This is a genomic window from Halorubrum tropicale (genome assembly GCF_001280455.1).
Lineage (GTDB): Archaea > Halobacteriota > Halobacteria > Halobacteriales > Haloferacaceae > Halorubrum > Halorubrum tropicale.
Genome location: NZ_LIST01000001.1, coordinates 323,711 through 343,104, shown reverse-complemented (window position 1 = coordinate 343,104; position 19,394 = coordinate 323,711). Strand labels below are relative to the sequence as shown.

At 72.6% G+C, this 19,394-nt stretch carries 20 protein-coding genes; 7 read left to right on the top strand and 13 right to left on the bottom strand.

The window, feature by feature from the left end:
* Positions 1-131: 131 nt before the first annotated feature.
* From AMR74_RS01555 to AMR74_RS01535, 5 genes are all read right to left on the bottom strand, one after another.
* On the bottom strand, positions 132-674 hold the full coding sequence (locus AMR74_RS01555; RefSeq protein ID WP_053770313.1) for a KH domain-containing protein: 543 nt from the start codon (positions 672-674) through the stop codon (positions 132-134).
* A gap of 103 nt (positions 675-777) precedes the next feature.
* Positions 778-1,746 carry a serine/threonine-protein kinase Rio1 gene (gene rio1 / locus AMR74_RS01550; RefSeq protein ID WP_053770312.1) on the bottom strand — a complete coding sequence of 323 codons (969 nt, stop codon included), beginning with the start codon at positions 1,744-1,746 and terminating at the stop codon, positions 778-780.
* A 66-nt stretch (positions 1,747-1,812) separates the two neighbouring features.
* The gene (gene hjc / locus AMR74_RS01545) at positions 1,813-2,361 is read right to left on the bottom strand and encodes a Holliday junction resolvase Hjc (protein ID WP_053770311.1); all 549 of its coding nucleotides are present in this window, start codon (positions 2,359-2,361) and stop codon (positions 1,813-1,815) included.
* Positions 2,362-2,444: 83 nt separating this feature from the next.
* Complete coding sequence (locus AMR74_RS01540; RefSeq protein ID WP_053770310.1) at positions 2,445-2,816, bottom strand: rhodanese-like domain-containing protein; 372 nt, start codon at positions 2,814-2,816, stop codon at positions 2,445-2,447.
* Between the two features lie 70 nt (positions 2,817-2,886).
* Positions 2,887-3,441 (bottom strand): NADPH-dependent FMN reductase, encoded by a 555-nt coding sequence (locus tag AMR74_RS01535; protein ID WP_053770309.1) that lies wholly within the window; start codon positions 3,439-3,441, stop codon positions 2,887-2,889.
* Between the two features lie 144 nt (positions 3,442-3,585).
* Here AMR74_RS01535 and AMR74_RS01530 point away from each other — a divergent pair, with 144 nt between their 5' ends.
* The 3 genes from AMR74_RS01530 to AMR74_RS01520 all read left to right on the top strand — a co-directional run bounded on the left by AMR74_RS01530 (position 3,586) and on the right by AMR74_RS01520 (position 6,230).
* Positions 3,586-4,989 (top strand): phosphoglucomutase/phosphomannomutase family protein, encoded by a 1,404-nt coding sequence (locus AMR74_RS01530; RefSeq protein WP_053770308.1) that lies wholly within the window; start codon positions 3,586-3,588, stop codon positions 4,987-4,989.
* Positions 4,990-5,119: 130 nt separating this feature from the next.
* On the top strand, positions 5,120-5,425 hold the full coding sequence (locus AMR74_RS01525; RefSeq protein ID WP_053770307.1) for a hypothetical protein: 306 nt from the start codon (positions 5,120-5,122) through the stop codon (positions 5,423-5,425).
* A gap of 61 nt (positions 5,426-5,486) precedes the next feature.
* Positions 5,487-6,230, top strand: coding sequence for a DNA polymerase sliding clamp (locus AMR74_RS01520; protein ID WP_004599283.1), 744 nt, complete (start codon positions 5,487-5,489; stop codon positions 6,228-6,230).
* Positions 6,231-6,285: 55 nt separating this feature from the next.
* Here AMR74_RS01520 and AMR74_RS01515 read toward each other — a convergent pair whose 3' ends face one another.
* The 3 genes from AMR74_RS01515 to AMR74_RS01505 form a co-directional block, all read right to left on the bottom strand.
* A complete protein-coding gene (locus AMR74_RS01515; protein WP_053770306.1) occupies positions 6,286-8,121 on the bottom strand; it encodes a sensor histidine kinase in 1,836 nt (611 codons plus the stop codon).
* A gap of 79 nt (positions 8,122-8,200) precedes the next feature.
* A complete protein-coding gene (locus AMR74_RS01510; protein ID WP_053770305.1) occupies positions 8,201-9,613 on the bottom strand; it encodes an MFS transporter in 1,413 nt (470 codons plus the stop codon).
* A 35-nt stretch (positions 9,614-9,648) separates the two neighbouring features.
* Positions 9,649-10,242 (bottom strand): DUF7474 family protein, encoded by a 594-nt coding sequence (locus AMR74_RS01505; protein WP_053770304.1) that lies wholly within the window; start codon positions 10,240-10,242, stop codon positions 9,649-9,651.
* Between the two features lie 107 nt (positions 10,243-10,349).
* Between AMR74_RS01505 and mdh the strand changes: the two genes are divergently transcribed.
* The 3 genes from mdh to AMR74_RS01490 all read left to right on the top strand — a co-directional run bounded on the left by mdh (position 10,350) and on the right by AMR74_RS01490 (position 12,108).
* Positions 10,350-11,264, top strand: coding sequence for a malate dehydrogenase (gene mdh / locus AMR74_RS01500; protein WP_053770303.1), 915 nt, complete (start codon positions 10,350-10,352; stop codon positions 11,262-11,264).
* 66 nt (positions 11,265-11,330) lie between these two features.
* Entirely contained in the window at positions 11,331-11,519 is a 189-nt protein-coding gene (locus tag AMR74_RS01495) for a DUF7554 family protein (RefSeq protein WP_053770302.1), read from the top strand.
* Positions 11,520-11,532: 13 nt separating this feature from the next.
* On the top strand, positions 11,533-12,108 hold the full coding sequence (locus tag AMR74_RS01490) for a 2'-5' RNA ligase family protein (RefSeq protein WP_053770301.1): 576 nt from the start codon (positions 11,533-11,535) through the stop codon (positions 12,106-12,108).
* Between the two features lie 10 nt (positions 12,109-12,118).
* On the opposite strand, the gene AMR74_RS01485 is transcribed toward AMR74_RS01490, so the two are convergent.
* The 3 genes from AMR74_RS01485 to AMR74_RS01475 all read right to left on the bottom strand — a co-directional run bounded on the left by AMR74_RS01485 (position 12,119) and on the right by AMR74_RS01475 (position 15,552).
* Positions 12,119-12,385 carry a hypothetical protein gene (locus AMR74_RS01485; protein WP_053770300.1) on the bottom strand — a complete coding sequence of 89 codons (267 nt, stop codon included), beginning with the start codon at positions 12,383-12,385 and terminating at the stop codon, positions 12,119-12,121.
* Between the two features lie 3 nt (positions 12,386-12,388).
* Complete coding sequence (locus AMR74_RS01480; protein ID WP_053770299.1) at positions 12,389-13,780, bottom strand: cytochrome P450; 1,392 nt, start codon at positions 13,778-13,780, stop codon at positions 12,389-12,391.
* A gap of 155 nt (positions 13,781-13,935) precedes the next feature.
* The gene (locus AMR74_RS01475; RefSeq protein WP_053770298.1) at positions 13,936-15,552 is read right to left on the bottom strand and encodes a methyl-accepting chemotaxis protein; all 1,617 of its coding nucleotides are present in this window, start codon (positions 15,550-15,552) and stop codon (positions 13,936-13,938) included.
* 145 nt (positions 15,553-15,697) lie between these two features.
* Here AMR74_RS01475 and AMR74_RS01470 point away from each other — a divergent pair, with 145 nt between their 5' ends.
* Positions 15,698-17,464, top strand: a complete 1,767-nt coding sequence (locus AMR74_RS01470) for an excinuclease ABC subunit C (protein WP_053770297.1) — start codon at positions 15,698-15,700, stop codon at positions 17,462-17,464.
* A gap of 31 nt (positions 17,465-17,495) precedes the next feature.
* Here AMR74_RS01470 and AMR74_RS01465 read toward each other — a convergent pair whose 3' ends face one another.
* Positions 17,496-18,140 (bottom strand): helix-turn-helix domain-containing protein, encoded by a 645-nt coding sequence (locus AMR74_RS01465; RefSeq protein WP_053770296.1) that lies wholly within the window; start codon positions 18,138-18,140, stop codon positions 17,496-17,498.
* A gap of 244 nt (positions 18,141-18,384) precedes the next feature.
* On the bottom strand, positions 18,385-19,281 hold the full coding sequence (locus AMR74_RS01460; protein ID WP_053770295.1) for an alpha/beta fold hydrolase: 897 nt from the start codon (positions 19,279-19,281) through the stop codon (positions 18,385-18,387).
* Positions 19,282-19,394: the final 113 nt, after the last annotated feature.

Genomic DNA, 19,394 nt, shown 5'->3' with positions numbered 1-19,394 from the left:
GGGTCGATCCTATTTAATTCGTATTCGTGATATGCGACTGTTAGTACACTCCGCTGATCCTCGGTTACGGGTCACGCGGAGACCAATCAGAGAACGATATCAACGGCCCAGAGATCGAGACCGAATATCGCTTACTGCGGCGCGCTGAAGCTCACGTCGTCGTCGAGCTCGTTCGACATCCGCTCCAAGTACGAGTACACCGCGCCGTGCGGGGCGCCGTCGAGCAGCATCCCGACCGCGCGCCGGACCACTTCCAGCTCCTCGGGTTGGCCGACGGCGCCGACCGTCGAGCCGTAGACGACGACGTTCGCGCCCGACAGCTCCTCGATCAGTTCGCGCGTGCGACCGTTCTCGCCGATGATCCGGCCCTTCTTGCGTTGGAGGTCGTTGTCGTTGCGGGTGTGTTCCGACAGGTCGATCAGATCGAGCGTCCGGAGGTCGTGGTCGAGGATCGACAGCGCCGTCTCCGGCTTGAAGCCGCGGCCGATCGCCTTGATCACGTCGGGGGCCACCATCGCCGCGACCGGGTCGTCGCGCTCCTCGATGGCGACGCTCCCCGACTCGGAGTCGATGTCGAGCCGCACGTTCGCCCGCTCTTCGATCTCCCGCATCGTCTCGCCGCCGGCGCCGATGACGACGCCGATCCGGTCCTGCGGAACCGTCACGTGTTGCATGCCACGGGGTACCCGGCGGAGCCTTTTAAGCGTGTTCCGCCGCGGGCGGTGTGTGGCCGCGTGACGGTGGTCTTCGGCCGCTTACGCCGGAGCCCGCGTCGGTCTACTCGGTCGCCCCTTCGTCCGACTCCGGTTCGCCGTCCGCTCCCGGCTCACCCGTCGGATCCGGTTCGGGCTCCGTCACGTACGCGCGGAGGTCGTCGGGGTCGACGTCGATCCCCTGACGCGTGAAGAAGGCGGCCACGTTCTCGCAGTCGCGCGTCAGGAACTCCCCGGCGTTGGGGTGGTGGACCGTCACCGCCTGCCCGAGGTCGATGATCACCAGCTCGCCCTCGTGGATGATCATGTTGTACTCCGAGAGGTCGCCGTGGATCAGCCCGGCGCCGTACAGGCGGCGCATGTACTCGCGGACGACCTCGTAGGCGGTCTCGGGGTTCTCCACGTCGACCTCGCTCAGCCGCCGGGCGCGGTCCTCGGCGTGCCCGACCAGCTCCATCACGAGGACGTTCCGCTGGACCGCGATCGGTTCGGGGACCCGGACGCCCGCCTGCCGCGCGCGTTCGAGGTTCGCGAACTCCTTGCGGGTCCACGCCAACACGACCGCCTTCTTGTCGTTCGCGATCCCCTCGAAGCGCGGGTCGCCCTCTAAGTACTCGCGCATCTGCCGGAAGTTCGAGGAGTTGATCCGGTACACCTTCACCGCGACCTCGCGATCGGGCGCGACGCCCTCGGGGCCGCCGCCGGCCGCCTCGGACCCCGGCTCCGGTCGCTCGCCGGCCTGCCCGCCGAGCGCCTCGAAGACGCTCGCCTCCTTCCCCGTAGACACCGGCCCGCCGAAGGCGTCGACGTAGCCGTCCTGGACCAGCTTGTACACCGCCGCGAGCGTGGCGTCATCGAACACCGACTCCTGTAGCTTGAACTGCTCGGTGTCCTTGATCCGCTTGCGGAACTCGTCGAACTCGCGGTCCTGCCGCCGGGCGATCCGGTCGGCCTCGGTGTCGGAGACGTCGAGCTGCTCCCACTCGTCGCCGGGCTGGTCCGCGGGTTCGAGCAGGCCGAAGTCCTCGCTCATTCGTCCCGGGGTTCGACGCGACGAGGGATAAGCGAGGGGGTCGCGCGGCGCGGGAGGTCCGCCGCGCTACAACACGTCGAGCGCGTCCTCGACCGGCATGTGGCCGTCGCGGACGGCCTCTAGGATCGTCCGCCGCTCCCCGGTCTCGGGGTCGACCTCGTCCGCGTCGCCGTCGCCCCCGCCGACCTCGCCGAGCGTCACCTTCTCGGTCTCACCGACGAACTCGGGGAAGTCGGTGCCGTCGGCCAGCGCCGTCTCCTTCTTCACGCGGTAGGAGCCGGCGTCCGTGGTGTAGAGGTCGCCCGGGTGGAAGAAGTACCAGTCCTCGCGGTCGAACCGGACCGCGATCCGGGCCTTCGCGCCGAAGTTCCGCGCGAAGAAGAGCAGCGCCTCCACCTCCTCGCCGGTGAGGTAGATGGGGTCGCCCGCGCTCGACTTCGCCTCGATGGCGTAGAACGTCTCGCCGTCGCCGGCGAGCACGTCGGGCAGCTCGCGCTCCGTGGCGGAGCCGCTGGCCGGCGCGCGCATTACCGCGAACCCCGCCTCGTCCAAGGCGTTCACCAGCTCGCGCTCGCGGCGGTCCCCCTTCCGGTTAGCGGACACGGTCGTCGTCACCCGGTTCGGTCATGGGCGCCGTAGGCGCGAGGCGGGCAAAAGGGCGGCGGGTTCCGGCGCCCGAGTGCCGCGACCGCGCGCGATCACCCTCGCAGCCGCCACCACAGCGACCGGATCCTGTAGCCGAGCGACCCGCGCTGGTACCCGCTCCACCCGCTTATTCCGCCGGCGAGCGTCGACGCCTCGTAACCCGCCTCGTCGAGCACGCGGGTCGCGCGCTTGGCGACGATCCCCATCTTACAGACGGTGACGACCTCGCGGTCGTCGGGGATCTCGTCGAGCCGGCGGCGGAGTTGGGCGTCGTCGCCGCTCCGGAGGTCGTCGTACACCGGCACGTTCCGGCTCCCGTCGATCGCGCGGCGCCCGTAGTCCGACTCGGGCCGAATGTCCAGCAGGAACGGCTCGTCGTCGGTGCCGAGGCGTTCGTCGAGTTCGTCCGGGCGGATGCGGCTCATGGGCGGACGGACGGCCTCGCGGGGGAAACCCCTGCCGACCGCGGCCGGCACTCGGCGACCGGGACCACTCTCACTCCCGCATCCGCTCGGCGTGCTCGACGACGACCCGGCCCAGCCGCTCCGTGCGGCGCCGGATGTCCCCGTCGGTGATCCGCGGCCCGCGGTCGGGGGCGGCCGCCGCCGTCTCGACCTTCGAGGAGGCGCCCTGGATCCCGACCTCGTGGGGGACGGTCCACGCGTGAACGTTCCGGAACGTCGACCGGAGGTGTTCCAAGGTCCCGCCGTAGGAGCCGCCGCCGGCGGTCGCGAGCAGCCCCACGGCCGTGTCCGCGTACTCGTCTGAGCCGCAGAAGTCGTGGAAGTTCTTGAACGTCGACGAGTAGGAGCCGCGGTAGACGGGCGTGCCGGCGAGGACGCCGTCGGCCTCGCGGACGCGGCGCTTCAGGGCCTCGCTGTCGCCCTGCGCGCCCTCGTCGGGATGGAACAGCGGGAGGTCGACGGCCGCGAGGTCGATCAGGTCGGTCTCCGCGCCGGCGTCGGCCGCGGCGTCGAGCGCGACGCGGAGCGCGGCCCGCGTGGTGCTGTCCGCGCTCCGGCTGCCGGAGACGGCGGCGATTCGAGTCATGATTCGGGTTCGAGGTCCGACCACAAAAACGCGGTCGATCGACGGAGCCGTCGGGCGCTCACCAGGCTCCGCCGCTCGCCGCGCCCGTCGCAAGCCTCGCGACCGGCACGGGGCATTATTGCCCTCGCCGCCGACGTGGTCGGTATGGACGAGATTGCCTTCGGCACTGACGGCTGGCGCGCGACCCTCGACACCTTCACCGACGAGCGCGTGCGGATCGTCGGGCAGGCGGTCGCCGACCACCTCGACGCGGCCGGTCGCGACGAACCGGTCGCGGTGGGGTACGACGCCCGCGAGACCTCCGAGGGGTTCGCCGAGAGCCTCGCCGAGGTGCTCGCCGGCAACGGCTTCGACGTACTCTTGCCCGAGCGCGACGCGCCGACGCCCGTCATCGCCCACGCCATCGTCGCCCGCGGGCTCGCCGGCGCGTGTATGGTCACCGCCTCGCACAACCCGCCCGAGTACAACGGCGTGAAGTTCATTCCCCACGACGGCGCGCCCGCGCTCCCCGACGTGACCGAGGACGTCGTCGACCGGCTCGCGGAGCCCGCCCTGCTGCCCGAGGCCGAGCGCGGCGGAATCGAGCGCGTCGACCTCGTGAGCGACCACGCCGACGCGGCCCGCGAGGTGGTGGGCAACCTCGCCGGGGCGGAGGGCGGCGTCGACCTCTCCGGGCTCACGGTCGCGTACGACGCGATGCACGGGAGCGGGCGCGGCGTCACCGACGCGCTGCTCGAATCTGCGGGGGCGGAGGTCGTCCGCCTGCGCTGCGAGCGCGACGTGACGTTCGGCGGCGACTCCCCCGAGCCCTCGGCGGAACATCTCGGGGAACTGGCCGACCGCGTCACCGACCCCGACAGCGACGTGGACCTCGGGATCGCAAACGACGGCGACGCCGACCGGATCGCGGTCGTCACGCCCGACCGCGGCGTCCTCGACGCGAACCTCTTCTACGCCGCCTGCTACGACCGCCTGCTGGAGGCCGACTCCGGGCCCGCGGTCCGCACCGTCTCGACGACGTTCCTCGTCGACCGCATCGCGGAGGCACACGGCGAATCGGTGTACGAGACGCCGGTCGGCTTCAAGTGGGTCGCCGAGGCGATGGGCGAGCACGACGCGCTGTTCGGCGGCGAGGAGTCGGGCGGGTTCGCCCTCCGCGGCCACGTCCGCGAGAAGGACGGCGTGCTGATGGCGCTGCTCGCGGCCGCGACCCACGCCGCCGAGCCGTTCGACGCGCGCGTCGACCGCCTGCTCGACGAGCACGGGCATATCGCGGCCGGGAAGGTGTCCCTCGACTGCCCGGACGACCGGAAGGAAGGCGTCCTCGACGAGCTGGAGGACCACATCCCGGAGTCCGTCCGCGGCTCCCCCGTCGCGAAGGTCGTCACCCTCGACGGGTTCAAGCTCCTCTTGGAGAGCGGCTCGTGGCTGCTCGTCCGCCCCTCGGGCACGGAGCCGAAGCTGCGCGTGTACGCAGAGGCGGACTCGGAGGCCGCCGTCGACGAGCTCCTCGACGAGGGGCGGGACCTCGTCGAGCCGCTGGTCTGAGAACGGGGCGGGCCGACCGATCGGAGCCCCGGCCGCCCGGACGAGTTTCAGTTCCGCCTTGCGTTCGGCTCGTTTATTTATAAATTAACCGCGTATCGTCGCGTACGGCCCGACGCGGCCGAGAGACACCATGCCCGACGAGCCGCTGCCCGCGACCGAACGCACCGACGCCGAACCGAGCCCGACCGAGCGCGGCGAGCCGCCGAAGCGCGACGCGACCGATCGGAGCGCCCGAGCCGAGCCGGACCGAACGACCGATCCGCCGCCCGACCGGTCCGACGGCGACGCGGCCTGCGAATGCGACCGCGGGCCGGAGGCCGAGGCCGACGAGGCGGGCGAGCCCGACACGCGCGAATACCGGCTCGAACGGCTCCGACTGTGGCGGACCGTCGTCACGCTCGCGGTCGTCGTCGCCCGCCTCATCCGGTCGCTCTGAGCCGGCGGTCGCCGCTCCGATCGGGTGCCTTTTTAGGTGATACCGCCCAAGCTGAACGTATATGTTCAAGGCCATCGTGGGCGCGTCGACGTTTCAGGACGCGCTCGATTCGGTGAGCGTGTTGGTCGACGAGTGTAAGATCCGCCTGAACGAGGAGGAGCTCTCCATCCGGGCCGTCGACCCCGCCAACGTCGGCATGGTCGACCTCACGCTGGAGGCGGCCGCGTTCGAGTCGTACGACGCGGACGGCGGCGTCATCGGCGTCAACCTCGCTCGCTTGGAGGACATCGCCGGCATGGCCAACTCCGGCGACCTGATCCACCTCGAACTCGACGAGGAGACCCGCAAGCTCCACATCGAGATCGACGGCCTCTCGTACACCCTCGCGCTCATCGACCCCGACTCGATCCGCCAGGAGCCGGACATCCCGGACCTCGATCTCGCCTCCGAGATCGTCGTCGAGGGCGCCCAGCTCGACCGCGGGATCAAGGCCGCCGACATGGTCTCCGACCACATCCGCCTCCGCGTCGACGAGACCGACGAGGCGTTCTTCATCGAGGCCGAGGGCGACACCGACGACGTGAACCTCAAGCTCGACCGCGAGGACCTCATCGCGCTCACCGCCGGCCCCGCCGACTCGCTGTTCAGCCTCGACTACCTCAAGGACATGAACAAGGCGATCCCCTCCGACGCCGAGGTCACCGTCGAGCTCGGCGAGGAGTTCCCCGTCAAGCTCCACTACGGCTTCGCCGAGGGGCTGGGGAACGTGACCTTCATGCTAGCTCCGCGCATTCAGAGCGACTAACGCGCCCGAATTCTGCCTTTTCGGGAGGAACAGCGGTCTCGTTTTCCGACCCGACTCACTCGCCGTCCACGACCGGGATCGACACCGTCACCCGCGTTCCCCGCGGCTCCCGCTCGGCGTACTCCACCTCGGCGCCGACCGCGGCGGCGCCCCACGCGACGACCCACAGTCCCAGCCCGGAGCCGTGTTCGAGGGCGGTCTCCCGCCCGGACTCGACCGCCTCGACCTCGTGGTCGGGGATCCCGGGCCCGTCGTCCGCGACGGTGAGGACGAATCGGGGGTCGTCGCCCTCGGACTCGCCCGTCGCGCCGCCCTCTCCGCGGAGCGAGACGCGCACCCAGGCCCCGCCGTCGTCGCGCTCGACGCCCTCGCCGTCGTGGTGGTCGACCGCGTTCTCCACGGTGTTCTCGACGACCGCGCGGAGCGCGTCGGGCCTCACGTGGGTGGTCCAGTCGGCCGCTCCGCCGCCGTCGGTCTCCGCGTCGGGCTCGCCGGCGACCGCGAGTTCGACGACGGCGTCCGGGTCGCGCTCGCGGGCGTCGGCGACGACCGCGCGGACGAGGTCGCGGACGTCGGTCGCCCCGGCGTCGCTGTCGGCGAGGAGCCGCTCGACGGTACCCGCCTTCTCGCCGAGCGCGGCCAGCGCGCCGGCGCGGCGCTCGACGGCGTCCGCCATCCGGACCAGCTCCGGGTCGTCGAGGCGGTCGCGGAGGATCTCGCCGTAGCCGCGGACGACGCCGGCGTCGTTGCGGAGGTTGTGGCGCAAGATTCGGTTGAGCACCTCTAACTGCTGGCGGCGGCGCTCGCGCTCGGTGACGTCCGAGAGGACGACCGTGTAGCCGACGTGGGTTCCGTTCGGATCGGTCAGCCGAGAGACCGACACCGCGTACGTGCGGCGACCGGCGCCGTCGGCGGTGTCGACCTGAACCGTCTCGCGGGAGCCGCCGCCCGCCTCGTCGTCGCCGGGGTCGTCGTCGGCGGCGTCGATCGCCTCGTCGCCGATCCCGACGGGCAGGTCGAGGAAGTCGGCGAGCGGCCGGTCGCGGGCGGTCTCGGCGTCGACGCCTAACACCGTCTCTGCGGCGGGGTTGAGCCGGACGACGCGGCGGTCGAGCGCGAGCGCGACGATCGGGTCCCGGAGGTCGTCGATCGCGGTGCGCTCGGCGGCGCGGCTGGTGGTCGGGTTCCGGTCGAACATCTCCGCGCGGTCGAACGCGTACGCGTCCAGGATCACGTGCGGGACGAACATCACCGGCGCGAGCTGGAGCTGCGGGACCGGGCCGAGCTGGAGCGTCCACGCGACCAAGGCGAACCCCGGCGGCAGCGAGCTCAGGGCGACCGCCGCGCTCTCGCGGCGGTACAGCGGCCCGTAGCTGAGCAGCGTGTCGACGAGGAGGAAGACCGCGCTGGCGACGAGGACGGTCTCGACGGCGACGGTGAGGTACGCCCACGGACCGAACGCGTACGAGACGGTCTCGACGCCGAAGACGGGGGCGCGCGAGAGGTCGGTCCAGAAGGCGCCGTGGAGGGGGTTCGTGGCGACGAGGACGGACGAGAGGAGGCCGAACCCGGCGACCGCCCCGAACGGGCGGCTCCGGACCACGTCGCTCCGGCCGGTGTACTCCAAGGCGAAGCCGAGGAAGGCGACCCCGGTCCAGATCACGCCCAGCCACATCGCCGTCTCCAGCGCGGCGCGGACCGCCGGGTCGGCGACGAGCAGCCCGACGCCGTAGGAGACGCACCACGTCGCCTGCGCGGCGAAGACGCCGAGGAACCAGTCGACGCCGGGGCGGCCGCGGTGTTGGCGGATCGCCCACGCGAGCGCGACCGCCCCCGCCCCGCCCGCGAGGGATCCGACGGCGGGCCAGGCGGGAACGAGGTCGAGGGCCATGTGCGAGGCACGACGGCGACGGCGGGCGTAAAACTGTCGTGCGGAGGCGGGACGGCCGCTCACCGCCCGCCCGGGGCGCTCACCCGGCCCGGCGTCCGAACGCGAGCGCCACGGGCGCGAGGAGCAGCGCGCCGATCAGGAACGGCGACGCGACGGCGACCGTGTACAGCACCGCCATCAGCGGCGGGCCGACGGTCCGCCCGAGGCTCGACGCGCCCTGCGTCACGCCGAAGGCGGCCCCCTGGTCGGCGTCGTCGGCCGACGCGGAGACGAGCGTCGCCAGCGAGACGTTCACGAGGGCGTTGCCGAGCGAGAGCGCGGCGAGCGCGGCGAGCAGCGCGAGCAGAGGGAGCGTGAGCCACCCCGGCCCGCCGAGGGCGACTCCGCCCGCGACCCGGTCGACCAGTCCGGTCGCGGGGATCGCGGCGAGCGCGCCCGCGAGGACGACGGACCCGGCGGCGACGAGCGTCCGCGAGGGGACGACCCGCGAGAGCCGACCGACGACGACGCCCTGGTTCACCGCGCCGAGGACGCCGACGTAGGTGAGCAGGAACGCCGCGGCCGTCGCGTCGTAACCGAACGCGTCCGCGACGTACGGGATGAACATCACCTGGACGCCCGCGAACGCGACGGCGACGACGAAGTACGCGACCGTCAGCGGCCGGAGCGACGCGGACGCGAGCGCGTCGCGGAACTGGCCGATCGCGGTGGTGCGGGCGCCCGGCGCGTCACCCGCGGGTCGCGTCCGCGCCGGCTCTTCGAGGAGGAGGAACCCGACGGCGACCGCGAGGAGGCTCATCCCCGCCGCCGCGAAGCTCGACAGGGAGTACGGCGTCGCGGGGACGAACGCGGGGAAGAGCGCGTCGGCGCGGGCCACCACGGCGTCGGCGGCGAGCAGGCCGCCGATCGCCGGCCCGAAGACGAACCCGAGCGCGAACGACGCGCCGACGAGGCCGAGCGCGCCCGCCCGCCGGTCGCGGGGCGTGATGTCGGCGACGTACGCCTGCGCGGCGGCGATGTTGCCGCCCATCGCGCCGGCCAGCGTGCGGGAGGCGAAGAGCACCGCCAGCGCGGCGACGGGGCCGAAGCGCGCGCCGGCCGAGCCGGCGTAGCCGAACGTCACCCACGCGACGCCGGCGGCCGCGAGCGACGCCAGGAGGACGGGGCGGCGCCCGATCCGGTCGGAGAGCCGGCCGAGCGTGGGCGCCGCGACGAACTGCGCGAGCGAGTAGGAGGCCGCGAGCAGCCCGATGAAGGCGTCGCTGACGCCGAACGACCGGACGTAGAAGGGGAGGATGGGGATCACGATCCCGAAGCCGACGAGGTCGATGAACACGACGCCGATCACGACGGCGAGCGCGCGGCGGGGGTTGGCGACGGCCGGAGGGCGGTCGGCGCCGTCGCCGTCGGGGGCGTCGGCGGCGTCGGCGTCACTGACGGCGGCCGCGTCGGGGTCCGCGGTCGGCGCGGCGCCGGCTTCCGGGTGTGTCACGGTGTCGAGAGGTCGCGGGGCGACTTAAGTCGGCGCTACAGGTGGCGCTCGATGACGCGCTTCGCGGCCTGGCCCTTCTCCTTCCAGCCGTACCCCTCCTCGTACACGTGGCGCTTGGCGTCGACGAGCTCCCCCGGCGTCGACTCCTCGAAGCCGCCGCGGTCCCACGCCCCCGACTCGCGGAGCCACTCGATCACGTTCTTGCGGGTCTCGGGCCACGAGAGGCCGACCATCTCGTACCACGCCACCATCGCGAAGACGGCGTTGTCGTGACAGCCCGGCACGGAGCCGTGCTGGTAGACGGTGCGCATCGGCTCGCGGGTGGGCTCGGAGACGCGCTCTTTGAACTCCGCGGCCGTGAGCAGGCGGAGCCGGTCGCCGTCCTCGACGACGCGCTGGTCGCGGCGGAGCGCGCCGAGCGCGGCCTTGTGGAGCCCGCCCCAGTCGGCGGGGACCGCGTCCCGCAGCGCCGCCTCCGAGAGGCCGTCGGGCTCGGCGGACAGCACCGAGAGGAGGTCCGTGTAGGCCTTCTCGACGGTCGGCCAGCTCACGCCCTCGAACTCGCAGTCGGCGTCGTGGAGGCTGTTCGTCGTCCGACAGCCCGGGCACGGGTAGCGGAACGTCGGCACGAGGCGACGGTTCGACGCCGCGGGAGTTAGGGGTTTCGCGACGGCGCCCGCGGACGTTGGGGGGTTCCGAAACGTTTACTCGCCGTCCGGTCGCGGATCAAGACGGTATGACAAAGGTCAGCGTTATCGGTGCGGCGGGGACCGTCGGAGCCGCGGCGGGCTACAACCTCGCGCTGCGCGACGTGGTCGACGAGCTCGTCTTCGTCGACATCCCGGACCAGCGCGAGACGACGATCGGACAGGCCGCCGACGCGAACCACGGCGTCGCCTACGACTCGAACACGACCGTCCGGCAGGGAGAGTACGAGGACACGGCCGGATCGGACGTCGTCGTCATCACGGCCGGCATCCCGCGGAAGGAGGGACAGACCCGAATCGACCTGGCCGGCGACAACGCGCCGATCATGGAGGACATCGGGTCGTCGATCGCCGAGCACAACGACGACTTCGTCACCGTCACCACGTCGAACCCGGTCGACCTGCTCAACCGCCACCTCTACGAGGCGGGCGACCGCGACCGCCACAAGGTGATCGGCTTCGGCGGCCGGCTCGACTCCGCGCGCTTCCGCTACGTCCTCTCCGAGCGCTTCGACGCGCCCGTCAAGAACGTCGAGGCGACGATCCTCGGCGAGCACGGCGACGCGCAGGCGCCGGTCTTCTCGAAGGTGCGCGTCGACGGCCGGGACCCGTCGTTCGACGCCGACGAGAAGGAAGAGATCCTCGCGGACCTCCAGGAGTCCGCGATGGACGTGATCAGCCGGAAGGGCGCCACGCAGTGGGGGCCCGCCACCGGCGTCGCCCACACGGTCGAGGCCATCCTCAACGACACCGGCGAGGTGCTCCCGTGCTCGGTCGTCCTCGACGGCGAGTACGGCTACGACGACACGGCGCTCGGCGTGCCCGCGAAGCTGGGCTCGAACGGCGTCGAGGAGGTCGTCGAGTGGGACCTCGACGAGTACGAGGCCGATCTGCTCGACGAGGCCGCCGAGAAGCTCTCCGAGCAGTACGAGAAGATCGCGTAGGGCCGTTCGCGGGGGTCGGCCGCCGACACCCACCGGATTTTTATCGCTGCCGCGTCGCTTCGGAGCATGAACCGCGCCGAGATCGACACCGACGACCTGCTGAAGGTCGTGTTACTGCTCGTCGTCGTGTGGCTTCTCCTGGAGATCGTCGGGACCGTCTTGGAGGTCGCGTTCTGGCTGCTCGACGCGCTCCCGACGCTGATCGGGATCGCGCTCGTCGTCGTGATCGCCTTACACCTCACCGATCGGATCTGAGGCGCCCGCCGACGTGTTCAGCCTCAACGTCCCGCTGCCGCCCGGCGTCGACCGCCTCGCGGCCGATCTCCACCCGAAACTGTCGGGGTTCGACCGCGTCCGCGAGCGCCGCACCCTCGTCTGTAAGCGGTTCGGCGTCGCGGACGTACGGGACGGGGAGCGCGACGGGGACGAAGGAGGTGGGCGGGAAGGGAGTCGGGAGCCGCCGCCTCGGGAAGAAGCCCTCGACCGCCTGCGCGAGCGGCTTCGTCGGCCGCTCGCCGGCGTCGGCCCCTTCGAGGTCGCCGTGACCGGGATCGACGTCTTCGACGCGCCGCGGTCGGGGTCGCGGCCGGTCGTCTACCTGACCGTCGAGGGCGACGGGCTGGATCGGCTCCACCGACGGCTCTGCGCGGCGTTCGGGGCGGTGGAGGGAATCGAGGGCGACGACTACGTGCCGCACGTCACGCTGGCGCGGGGCGGGAACCCGGAGCCGGGCGTCGTCGCCGACCTCGTCGACGCCGCGTTCGACCCGGTCCGGTGGCGGGTCCACGCGCTCGACGTGTGGGACCCGGAGTTCCGGGAGGTCGCGTCGAGCGTTGAGCTGTAGCGTTACGCGGTCACGCGGGGTCGGTCGGCGTTACGCCGGCGTCGGCCGCCTCGTCGTCGTTCGGCTCCTCGACCGCGTGGTGCGGCCCCACCGGACCGTGCGTCGGGCAGACGCCGGCGATGGGGGTCGCGTTGAGACAGCAGGCGCGCCGTCCGCTCGCGACGAGGCCGCGCGAGAGCGGATCGCCGCAGCGGGCGCAGTAGACGTCGGCCTCGGAGGTCGCCTCGCCGTCGGGGGTCGCCTCGCCGTCGGGGGTCGCCTCGTCGGCGCCGGCCATCCCTCAGCGCTCGCGGATCCGCATCGGCACCGGGTGGTTCGGGTGCATCGTCAGCGACCCGCGTAAGGAGAGGTCCGGCCCCTCGTAATCGAGGTCGAACCGCGAGCAGACCGTCGCGAGGATGATCTTCGCCTCCAGGAGCGAGAACGCCTTCCCGATACAGTGGCGAGGCCCGCCGCCGAACGGGAAGAACGCGAACCGGGGGCGCTCGCTCCGGCGCTCCGGGGTCCAGCGGTCCGGGTCGAACGCCTCGGGGTCGTCGTACCAGCGCCCGGACCGGTGGATCGCCCACTGGGACACCATCAGCGCCGACCCCTCGGGGATGCGGTACCCCCCGAGCTTCACGTCGAGCTTCGGTTCGCGGAACAGCGTGTACACCGGCGGGTAGAGCCGCATCGACTCGTTGAGGGCGCGCTCGGTGTAGTCCATGTCGCGGACGGCGGCCGCGGTCAGGGGGCCGTCGGCCGTCGCCTCCCGGGCCTCGCTCGCGACGCGGTCGCGGGCCTCGGGGTGGTTCGAGAGGAGGTAGAACGCGTACGTCAACGCGAGCGCGGTGGTGTCGTGGCCGGCGAGCAGCATCGTCACCAGCTCGTCGCGGAGGTTCTCGTCGGTCTGCTCGCCGCGGTCGCGGGCGCGGAGCAGGACGGAGAGCAGGTCCATCGGGAGGTCGGCGTCGGGGTCGCCGGGCGGCCCGCGGACGCCGGTGCCGTCGGGCCCGGCGGGGTCGACGCTCGGGTCGCGCTCCGTACCGCGGCGGCGGGCGACGATGTCGTCGATCACCGATTCGAGCGTGTCGATGGCGGCGTCGAACTCGCGGTTCTCCCGAGTCGGCAGCCAGTCCGGGATCAGGAACCGGCGGGGGTCCGGCTCGAACCGGGCGCCGAGCGGTTCGAGGTTCTCCTGGACCGTCTTCACCTCCTCGTCGCTGATGTCGGCACCGAACATGGCCGTGACGATGATCTTCACGGTGAGCCGCGCAAGCTCCAGCTGGACGTCGACGACGTCGCCGTCCTCCCAGTCGGCGACGTGCGACTCGGCGTGGTCGGCCATCACGCCGGCGAGCGCGCCGATCCGGCGGTTGTGGAAGGCGGGGTTCGCGAGCCGGCGCTGGCGCTTCCACGTGTCGCCCTCGCTCAGCAGGAGGCCGTCACCGAGGAGCGTGTCCATCGCGTCGTCGAACTGCGGCTTGCGGTAGCGTTCGGCGTCCGCGACGAGCACGCGCTCGACGTCGGCGGGGTTCGTGAGCAGGTACGTCTCTCGCGGGCCGAGGTCAAGCCCCACCACGTCGCCGTAGCTGTCGGCGCAGGCGCGCAGGAATCCGAACGGGTCGTCAGCGAACTGGCGACCGTTCCCGAAGAGGGGGTCGCCGAGCGGTCCGGGCGGCGTAACGGACATACGATTTCTGGGGGTTGAGCGGGGTTAAACGTTCGGCGGAGGGGAAGGGTACGCGGGGGAAAAACGCGGAGAACGAGACCTCGGAAGAGCGGGCGGGCCGCGGCGTCGACGGGGCGTTGCCGGAAGAGCGGGCGGGCCGCGGCGTCGACGGGCCGTTACCGGGCGTCGAGGCGCTCGACGCGGGCGATCAGCTCGTCGACGGCCGCCTCCTGGTCGTCGGTGGCGTCGACGATGCGCTCGGTCGCGTCCTCGGTGCGGTCGGAGCGCTCGCGGACCGCCTCCAGCGAGGAGGTGAGCTCCTCGACGGTCGCGGCCTGGTCGTCGGTGGTCCGCGCGACCTCCGCGACGCCCGCGGCCGCCTCGTCGACGGCGTCGGCGATCTCTTCGAGGGAGTCGAGCACCGTCTCGATCTCGGTGCCCGCGTCCTCGATGCGCTCGTGGGAACGCTCGACGGCGGTCGTCGTCTCCGCCGACTGGGTCTGGAGCTTGTCGAGGCTCTCCGTGATCTCCTCGGTGTAACCGCGGGTCTCGTCGGCGAGCTTCTTCACCTCCTCGGCGACGACCGCGAAGCCGTCGCCGCCCTCGCCGGCGCGGGCGGCCTCGATGTTGGCGTTCAGGGCGAGCAGGTTCGTCTGCTCGGCCACGTCGGAGATGACCTCGATGACCTCCTCGATGTCGTCCATGCGCTCGGAGAGCGCGCCGACGCTCTCGACTAGTTCGTCGCCGATCTCGACGACGTCCTCGGTCGCCTCGCGGGCGTCCTCGCTGGCGTCGAGGCCCTCGTCGGCCGCCTCGCTCGCGGCGACGGCCGCGGAGTCGACCTGGTCGGCGGTGGCGGCGACCTCCTCCATCCCGGCGGAGAAGGACTGCATCTCCGAGACGCTCTCCTCCAAGAGCTCGTTCTGCTCGTCGACGTTCTCCGCGATGTCGGCGGCCGCGGCGCTCGCCTCCTCGACCGTCTCGTCGAGGTCGCGCGCCTTCTCGTGGACGCCCGAGGAGAGCTCGTCGAGGTTGTCGGCCATCCGGTTGACGACGTCGACGACGCGGATCAGGTCGCCGTCGAGGTGCTCGAAGGAGTCGCGGTGGCCCGCGCGGGCGTCGAGGTCCCCCTCGCCGATCGCCTCGGCGGTCTCGCGGACCTCCGCGACCAGCTCGCTCGTCGCGTCGCGCTCGTTCACCGTCTCCGTCCGGTCGATGACGACCTCGGTCACGCCGACGAGCTCGCCGTCGTCGTACAGCGCGGTCGCCGTGAACTCGATGTGGCGCTCCTCGCCGTGGCGGTCGACCATCGTGCTGGCGTCGCGGTAGCGGTCGCGCGCGGAGTCGCACGGCTCGACGCCGTACACCTCGTCGGCGTTCGTCGGCGCGTCGAGGACCTTGTCCGCGAGCGTGTCGGCCCGGCGGCCGTCGGGGTAGAAGAGCTCGGAGACGTGGCCGTGCCCGACCGCCTCGTCGCGGTCGACGCCGGTGAGCGTCGCGATCGACTCGTTCCACTCGGCGACGTTCCCGTCGCAGTCGAGGATGAACGTCGGGATGCTGGTGGCGTTGAACACCTGCTCGAAGCCGGCGCCGGCGAGCGTCGCCGCGCGGTTCACGCCGGCCTCGTCGGCGACGCCGTGCCCCTCCTCGCCCGGGCCGACGGCCTCGTCCGCCGCGGCCGTCCCGGCGTCCGTTCCCTCGCCGTCCTCAACGACGACGCCCCCGTCGGGGACCGACCGGGAATCGCTCCCCCACCCGAGTGCGTTCCGCAGGCGCTCGCGAAGTCTACTCATGTCTACGTCACCGTCTCCCAAGCGCCATCATAAAGCGTCCGTCCCGATATTCGATTCTGATAACCTCGACGAGCGGCCTCGGGGCGGCGGGGACCGCGCCCCGCAGCGTTCAATGGCGTCGGGCGGCTACGTCGGTCCGAGACCGATGGACGCCGACGCGGTGCGCGAGCGGGCCCGAGACCTCCCGACGGAGCCGGGGGTTTACCAGTTCCGGGCGGGCGAGGCGACGCTGTACGTCGGGAAGGCGCTCGACCTCCGCGACCGGGTGCGGTCGTACGCGGACCCGCGCTCGGGGCGGATCAGGGGGATGGTCGAGCGCGCCGACCGGATCGAGTTCGCGGTCACCGACACGGAGACGCAGGCGCTCCTCTTGGAGGCGAACCTCATCAAGCGGCTCCGGCCGCGCTACAACGTCCGGCTGAAGGACGACAAGTCGTACCCCCTGGTCGCCTTCTCGGACCACGAGGTGCCCCGGATCGAAGTGACCCGCGACCCCGAGGCGGGCGCGGTCGCGTACGGTCCCTTCACCGACGTGGGACGCGTCGAGACCGTCGTGAAGGCGATCCGCGACGAGTACCGGCTGCGCGGCTGCTCGGACCACAAGTACGAGGGCCGCGACCGGCCCTGCCTCGACTACGAAATGGGCATCTGCTCGGCGCCGTGTACGGGCGAAATCCCGCCGGAGGAGTACGCCGAGGACGTGGCCGCGGCGCGGCGCTTCTTCGAGGGCGAGACCGGCGTCCTCGCCGACCCCCTCCGCCGCCGGATGGAGGCGGCCGCCGAGGCGAACGAGTTCGAGCGCGCCGCGAACCTCCGCGACCGGCTGGAGGCCGTCGAGGCGTTCCACGGCGAGGGCGGCGAGGCCGTCAGCGACCGGAGCGACGACCGCACGGTCGACGTGCTGGCGGCCGCCGTCGAGGGCGACGCCGCCCGCGTGGCCCGGCTCCACAGCGAACGGGGCCAGCTCGTCGACCGGAGCCGGCACCGGCTGGACGCCGCGGCGGTCGAGGGCGCGGACGGCGGCCCCTCGTCCGCCGACGCCAACACCCCGGCCGCCGTCCTCGCGGCGTTCCTCGCGCAGTACTACGCCGAGCGGGAGTTCCCGGACGCGGTCCTGCTCGCCGAGCGGCCCGCCGACCCGGACGTGGTCGACTGGCTGGAGGGCGAGGGGGTCGCGGTCCGCGTGCCGGGCGCCGGCCGCGAGGCGAAGCTGGTCGAGCTCGCGCTGAAGAACGCCCGGAAGCGCGGCGGCCGCGACGACCCCGTGGGCGCGCTCGGCGAGCGGCTCGGGATCGCCCGCCCCGAGCGGATCGAGGGGTTCGACGTGAGCCACGCGCAGGGGACCGCGGTGGTCGGCTCCGACGTGTGCTTCGTCGACGGGAGCGCGGAGACGGCCGACTACCGCCGGAAGAAGCTGACCGAGCGCAACGACGACTACGCGAACATGCGCGAGCTGGTCCGGTGGCGCGCCGAGCGCGCGCTCGACGGCTCGGACGACCGCCCCGACCCGGACCTCCTCCTCATCGACGGCGGCGACGGACAGCTGGGGGCCGCCCGCGACGCGCTCGCGGAGACGGGGTGGGACGTGCCCGTCGTCGCCCTCGCGAAGGCGGAGGAGCTGGTCGTCACCCCGACCGGGACCCGGCGGTGGGACGACGGCGCGCCCGAGCTCCACCTCCTCCAGCGCGTGCGCGACGAGGCGCACCGCTTCGCGGTCGCGTACCACCAGACCGTCCGCGACGAGGTGGCGACTGTCCTCGACGACGTGCCCGGCGTCGGCCCCGAGACGCGCCGCCGACTCCTGCGCCGCTTCGGCTCGGTGGAGAACGTCCGCGAGGCCTCCCGCGAGGACCTCATCGACGTGGACGGCGTCGGCGACGCGACCGCGGACACGCTCCGCGAGCGGCTGTAAACGCGGGTCTCTCTTTCGCGGCGGACTCCGATTACTCCGACTCGACGGCGCGCTCGACGACCGCCGCCTCCGCCTTGCGGAGCAGTTCCCCGGCCGTGCTCGTCGCGCAGTCGAGCGCGGCCGCGACGTCCGCGACGGTCCCCCCGCGGGGCACCTCGTAGTACCCCGCCGAGACCGCCGCCTCCAGCGCCGCGCGCTGTCGGTCGGTCAGCCGGGAGGGGGTCCGCCGGCGCTCGAACTCCCGGACCCGCTCGATGGTGAGGTCGGCGAGGTCGGCGAGGTCGTCGTGGAACGCGCTGAGCGCTTCGGTCGCGCCCGCCGCCTCGAACCGCACGTCGCCGTCCTCGCGGAAGACGACCGGCGGGAGGAAGATCACCCGCGACGACGCGACGGTGTCGAGGAGGGCCGCCGGGAACTCGTAGTCGTCCTGTCGGAGGAAGGCGTAGGTCCCGCCCGCGCCGCGCACGAGGCTGCGCGCGACCAGCGAGTCGAGCGCCTCGACGGCGGCGGTCGTCGCGTCGCGGTCGCCGTCGAACCAGAGCAGCGTCGTCGCGTCCGCCGTCGGACTCCACATCAGCAACTCGGCGCGAGCGATCGGCGACTCACCGACGATCGATCGGTGGAGGGGGTGGCGGAGCCGCTCCGGGTAGGCGGCCGAGAACCGGATCCGTTTCATGCGGCGCTCGCTCCCCGTTCGGCGCTCCTACACATCAATCCGCATGGTTCGGCGCGGCTTCGGGACGGGTTCGAGAGGCGGGGCAGACTGAAGCGGTCAGCGGGAACGCGGAGCGGGCGGAAGCGGTCAGCGGGAACGCGGAGCGGGCGGAAGCGGTCAGCGGGAACGCGGAGGGGGCGAGATCGGTCAGCGGGAACGCGGGATGGGTGGGAGGGGTCAGCGGGAACCTGGAGGGCCGAAGCGGTCAACGGGGACGCGCCAGCGCCTCGGGGGCGGCCCGGAGGAGCGTCCCGAGGTGGTCCGCGCCGTCGAGGGTGCGGAGGTCGGCCGTCGGGAGCGCCTCGACCAGTCGCCGGGCCCCGGCTATCGGGACGTTGGCGTCGGCCGTCCCGTGCCACAGGCGCACCGGGACGCCGACCGCGCCGAGGTCGATCCCCCAGTCGCCCCCAGCGACCCGGAACTCGGTGACCGCGCCGCTCCGGTGGCGCTCGAACGCCGCGAGGAAGTCCGCTTTCACCGTCGCCGCGGCGTCGGCGGGGACGGCGTCGGCGTCCGCGGCGTACTGCCCGACCACGAACGACGGGTCGGCCCGGCCCGCGACCCACGCCTGTCCGCGGAACAGCGCCCCGAGGACCGAGGGCGTCGCGGACGCGAGACCGGTCAGCAACCGCTGTACCGCCGGCGCGTCCTCGGTGAAGGAGGGCGGCGTCGCCCCGGCGACGAGGTCGACGCAGGTGACCCGGTCACCCAGCGTCGCCGCCGTCGAGAGGGCGTAGGGAGCCCCGCCGGAGAACGCGACGAGGGGCGCGCGCTCGGCGCCCGCGTCGTCCAGGACGGGCCGCACGGACGCCGCGGCGTCGGCGATTGTCCGGCCCGGCTTCGGCGACGACCGACCGTATCCGGGCCTGTCGGGCGCGATGACGCGGACGTCGTTCGCCCGCGCGGACGGTTCGAGGAGCGCCCCCAGTCGGCGTGACCCGGGCGTCCCGTGGAGGAAGACGAGCGGGTCGCCGGTCGGAGGCCCGTACGTCGCGTACGCGATCCGACGGCCGTCGTCGGTCCGGACGACGCTCGGTGCTCGACGCTCCGAGACCCGAGGCTCCGGGGTCGGTTCCGGCCGCGCGGAGTCGGTGGTAGCCATCGATGTCGACTACGACCGCGCCAGTGGTGGGACTGGTGCCGGACTGATACGGGAGTATTTACGTGTCGCTCGGAGGCCCGGCCCCAAGCCGTATCCGTCCCTCGGCCGATCCC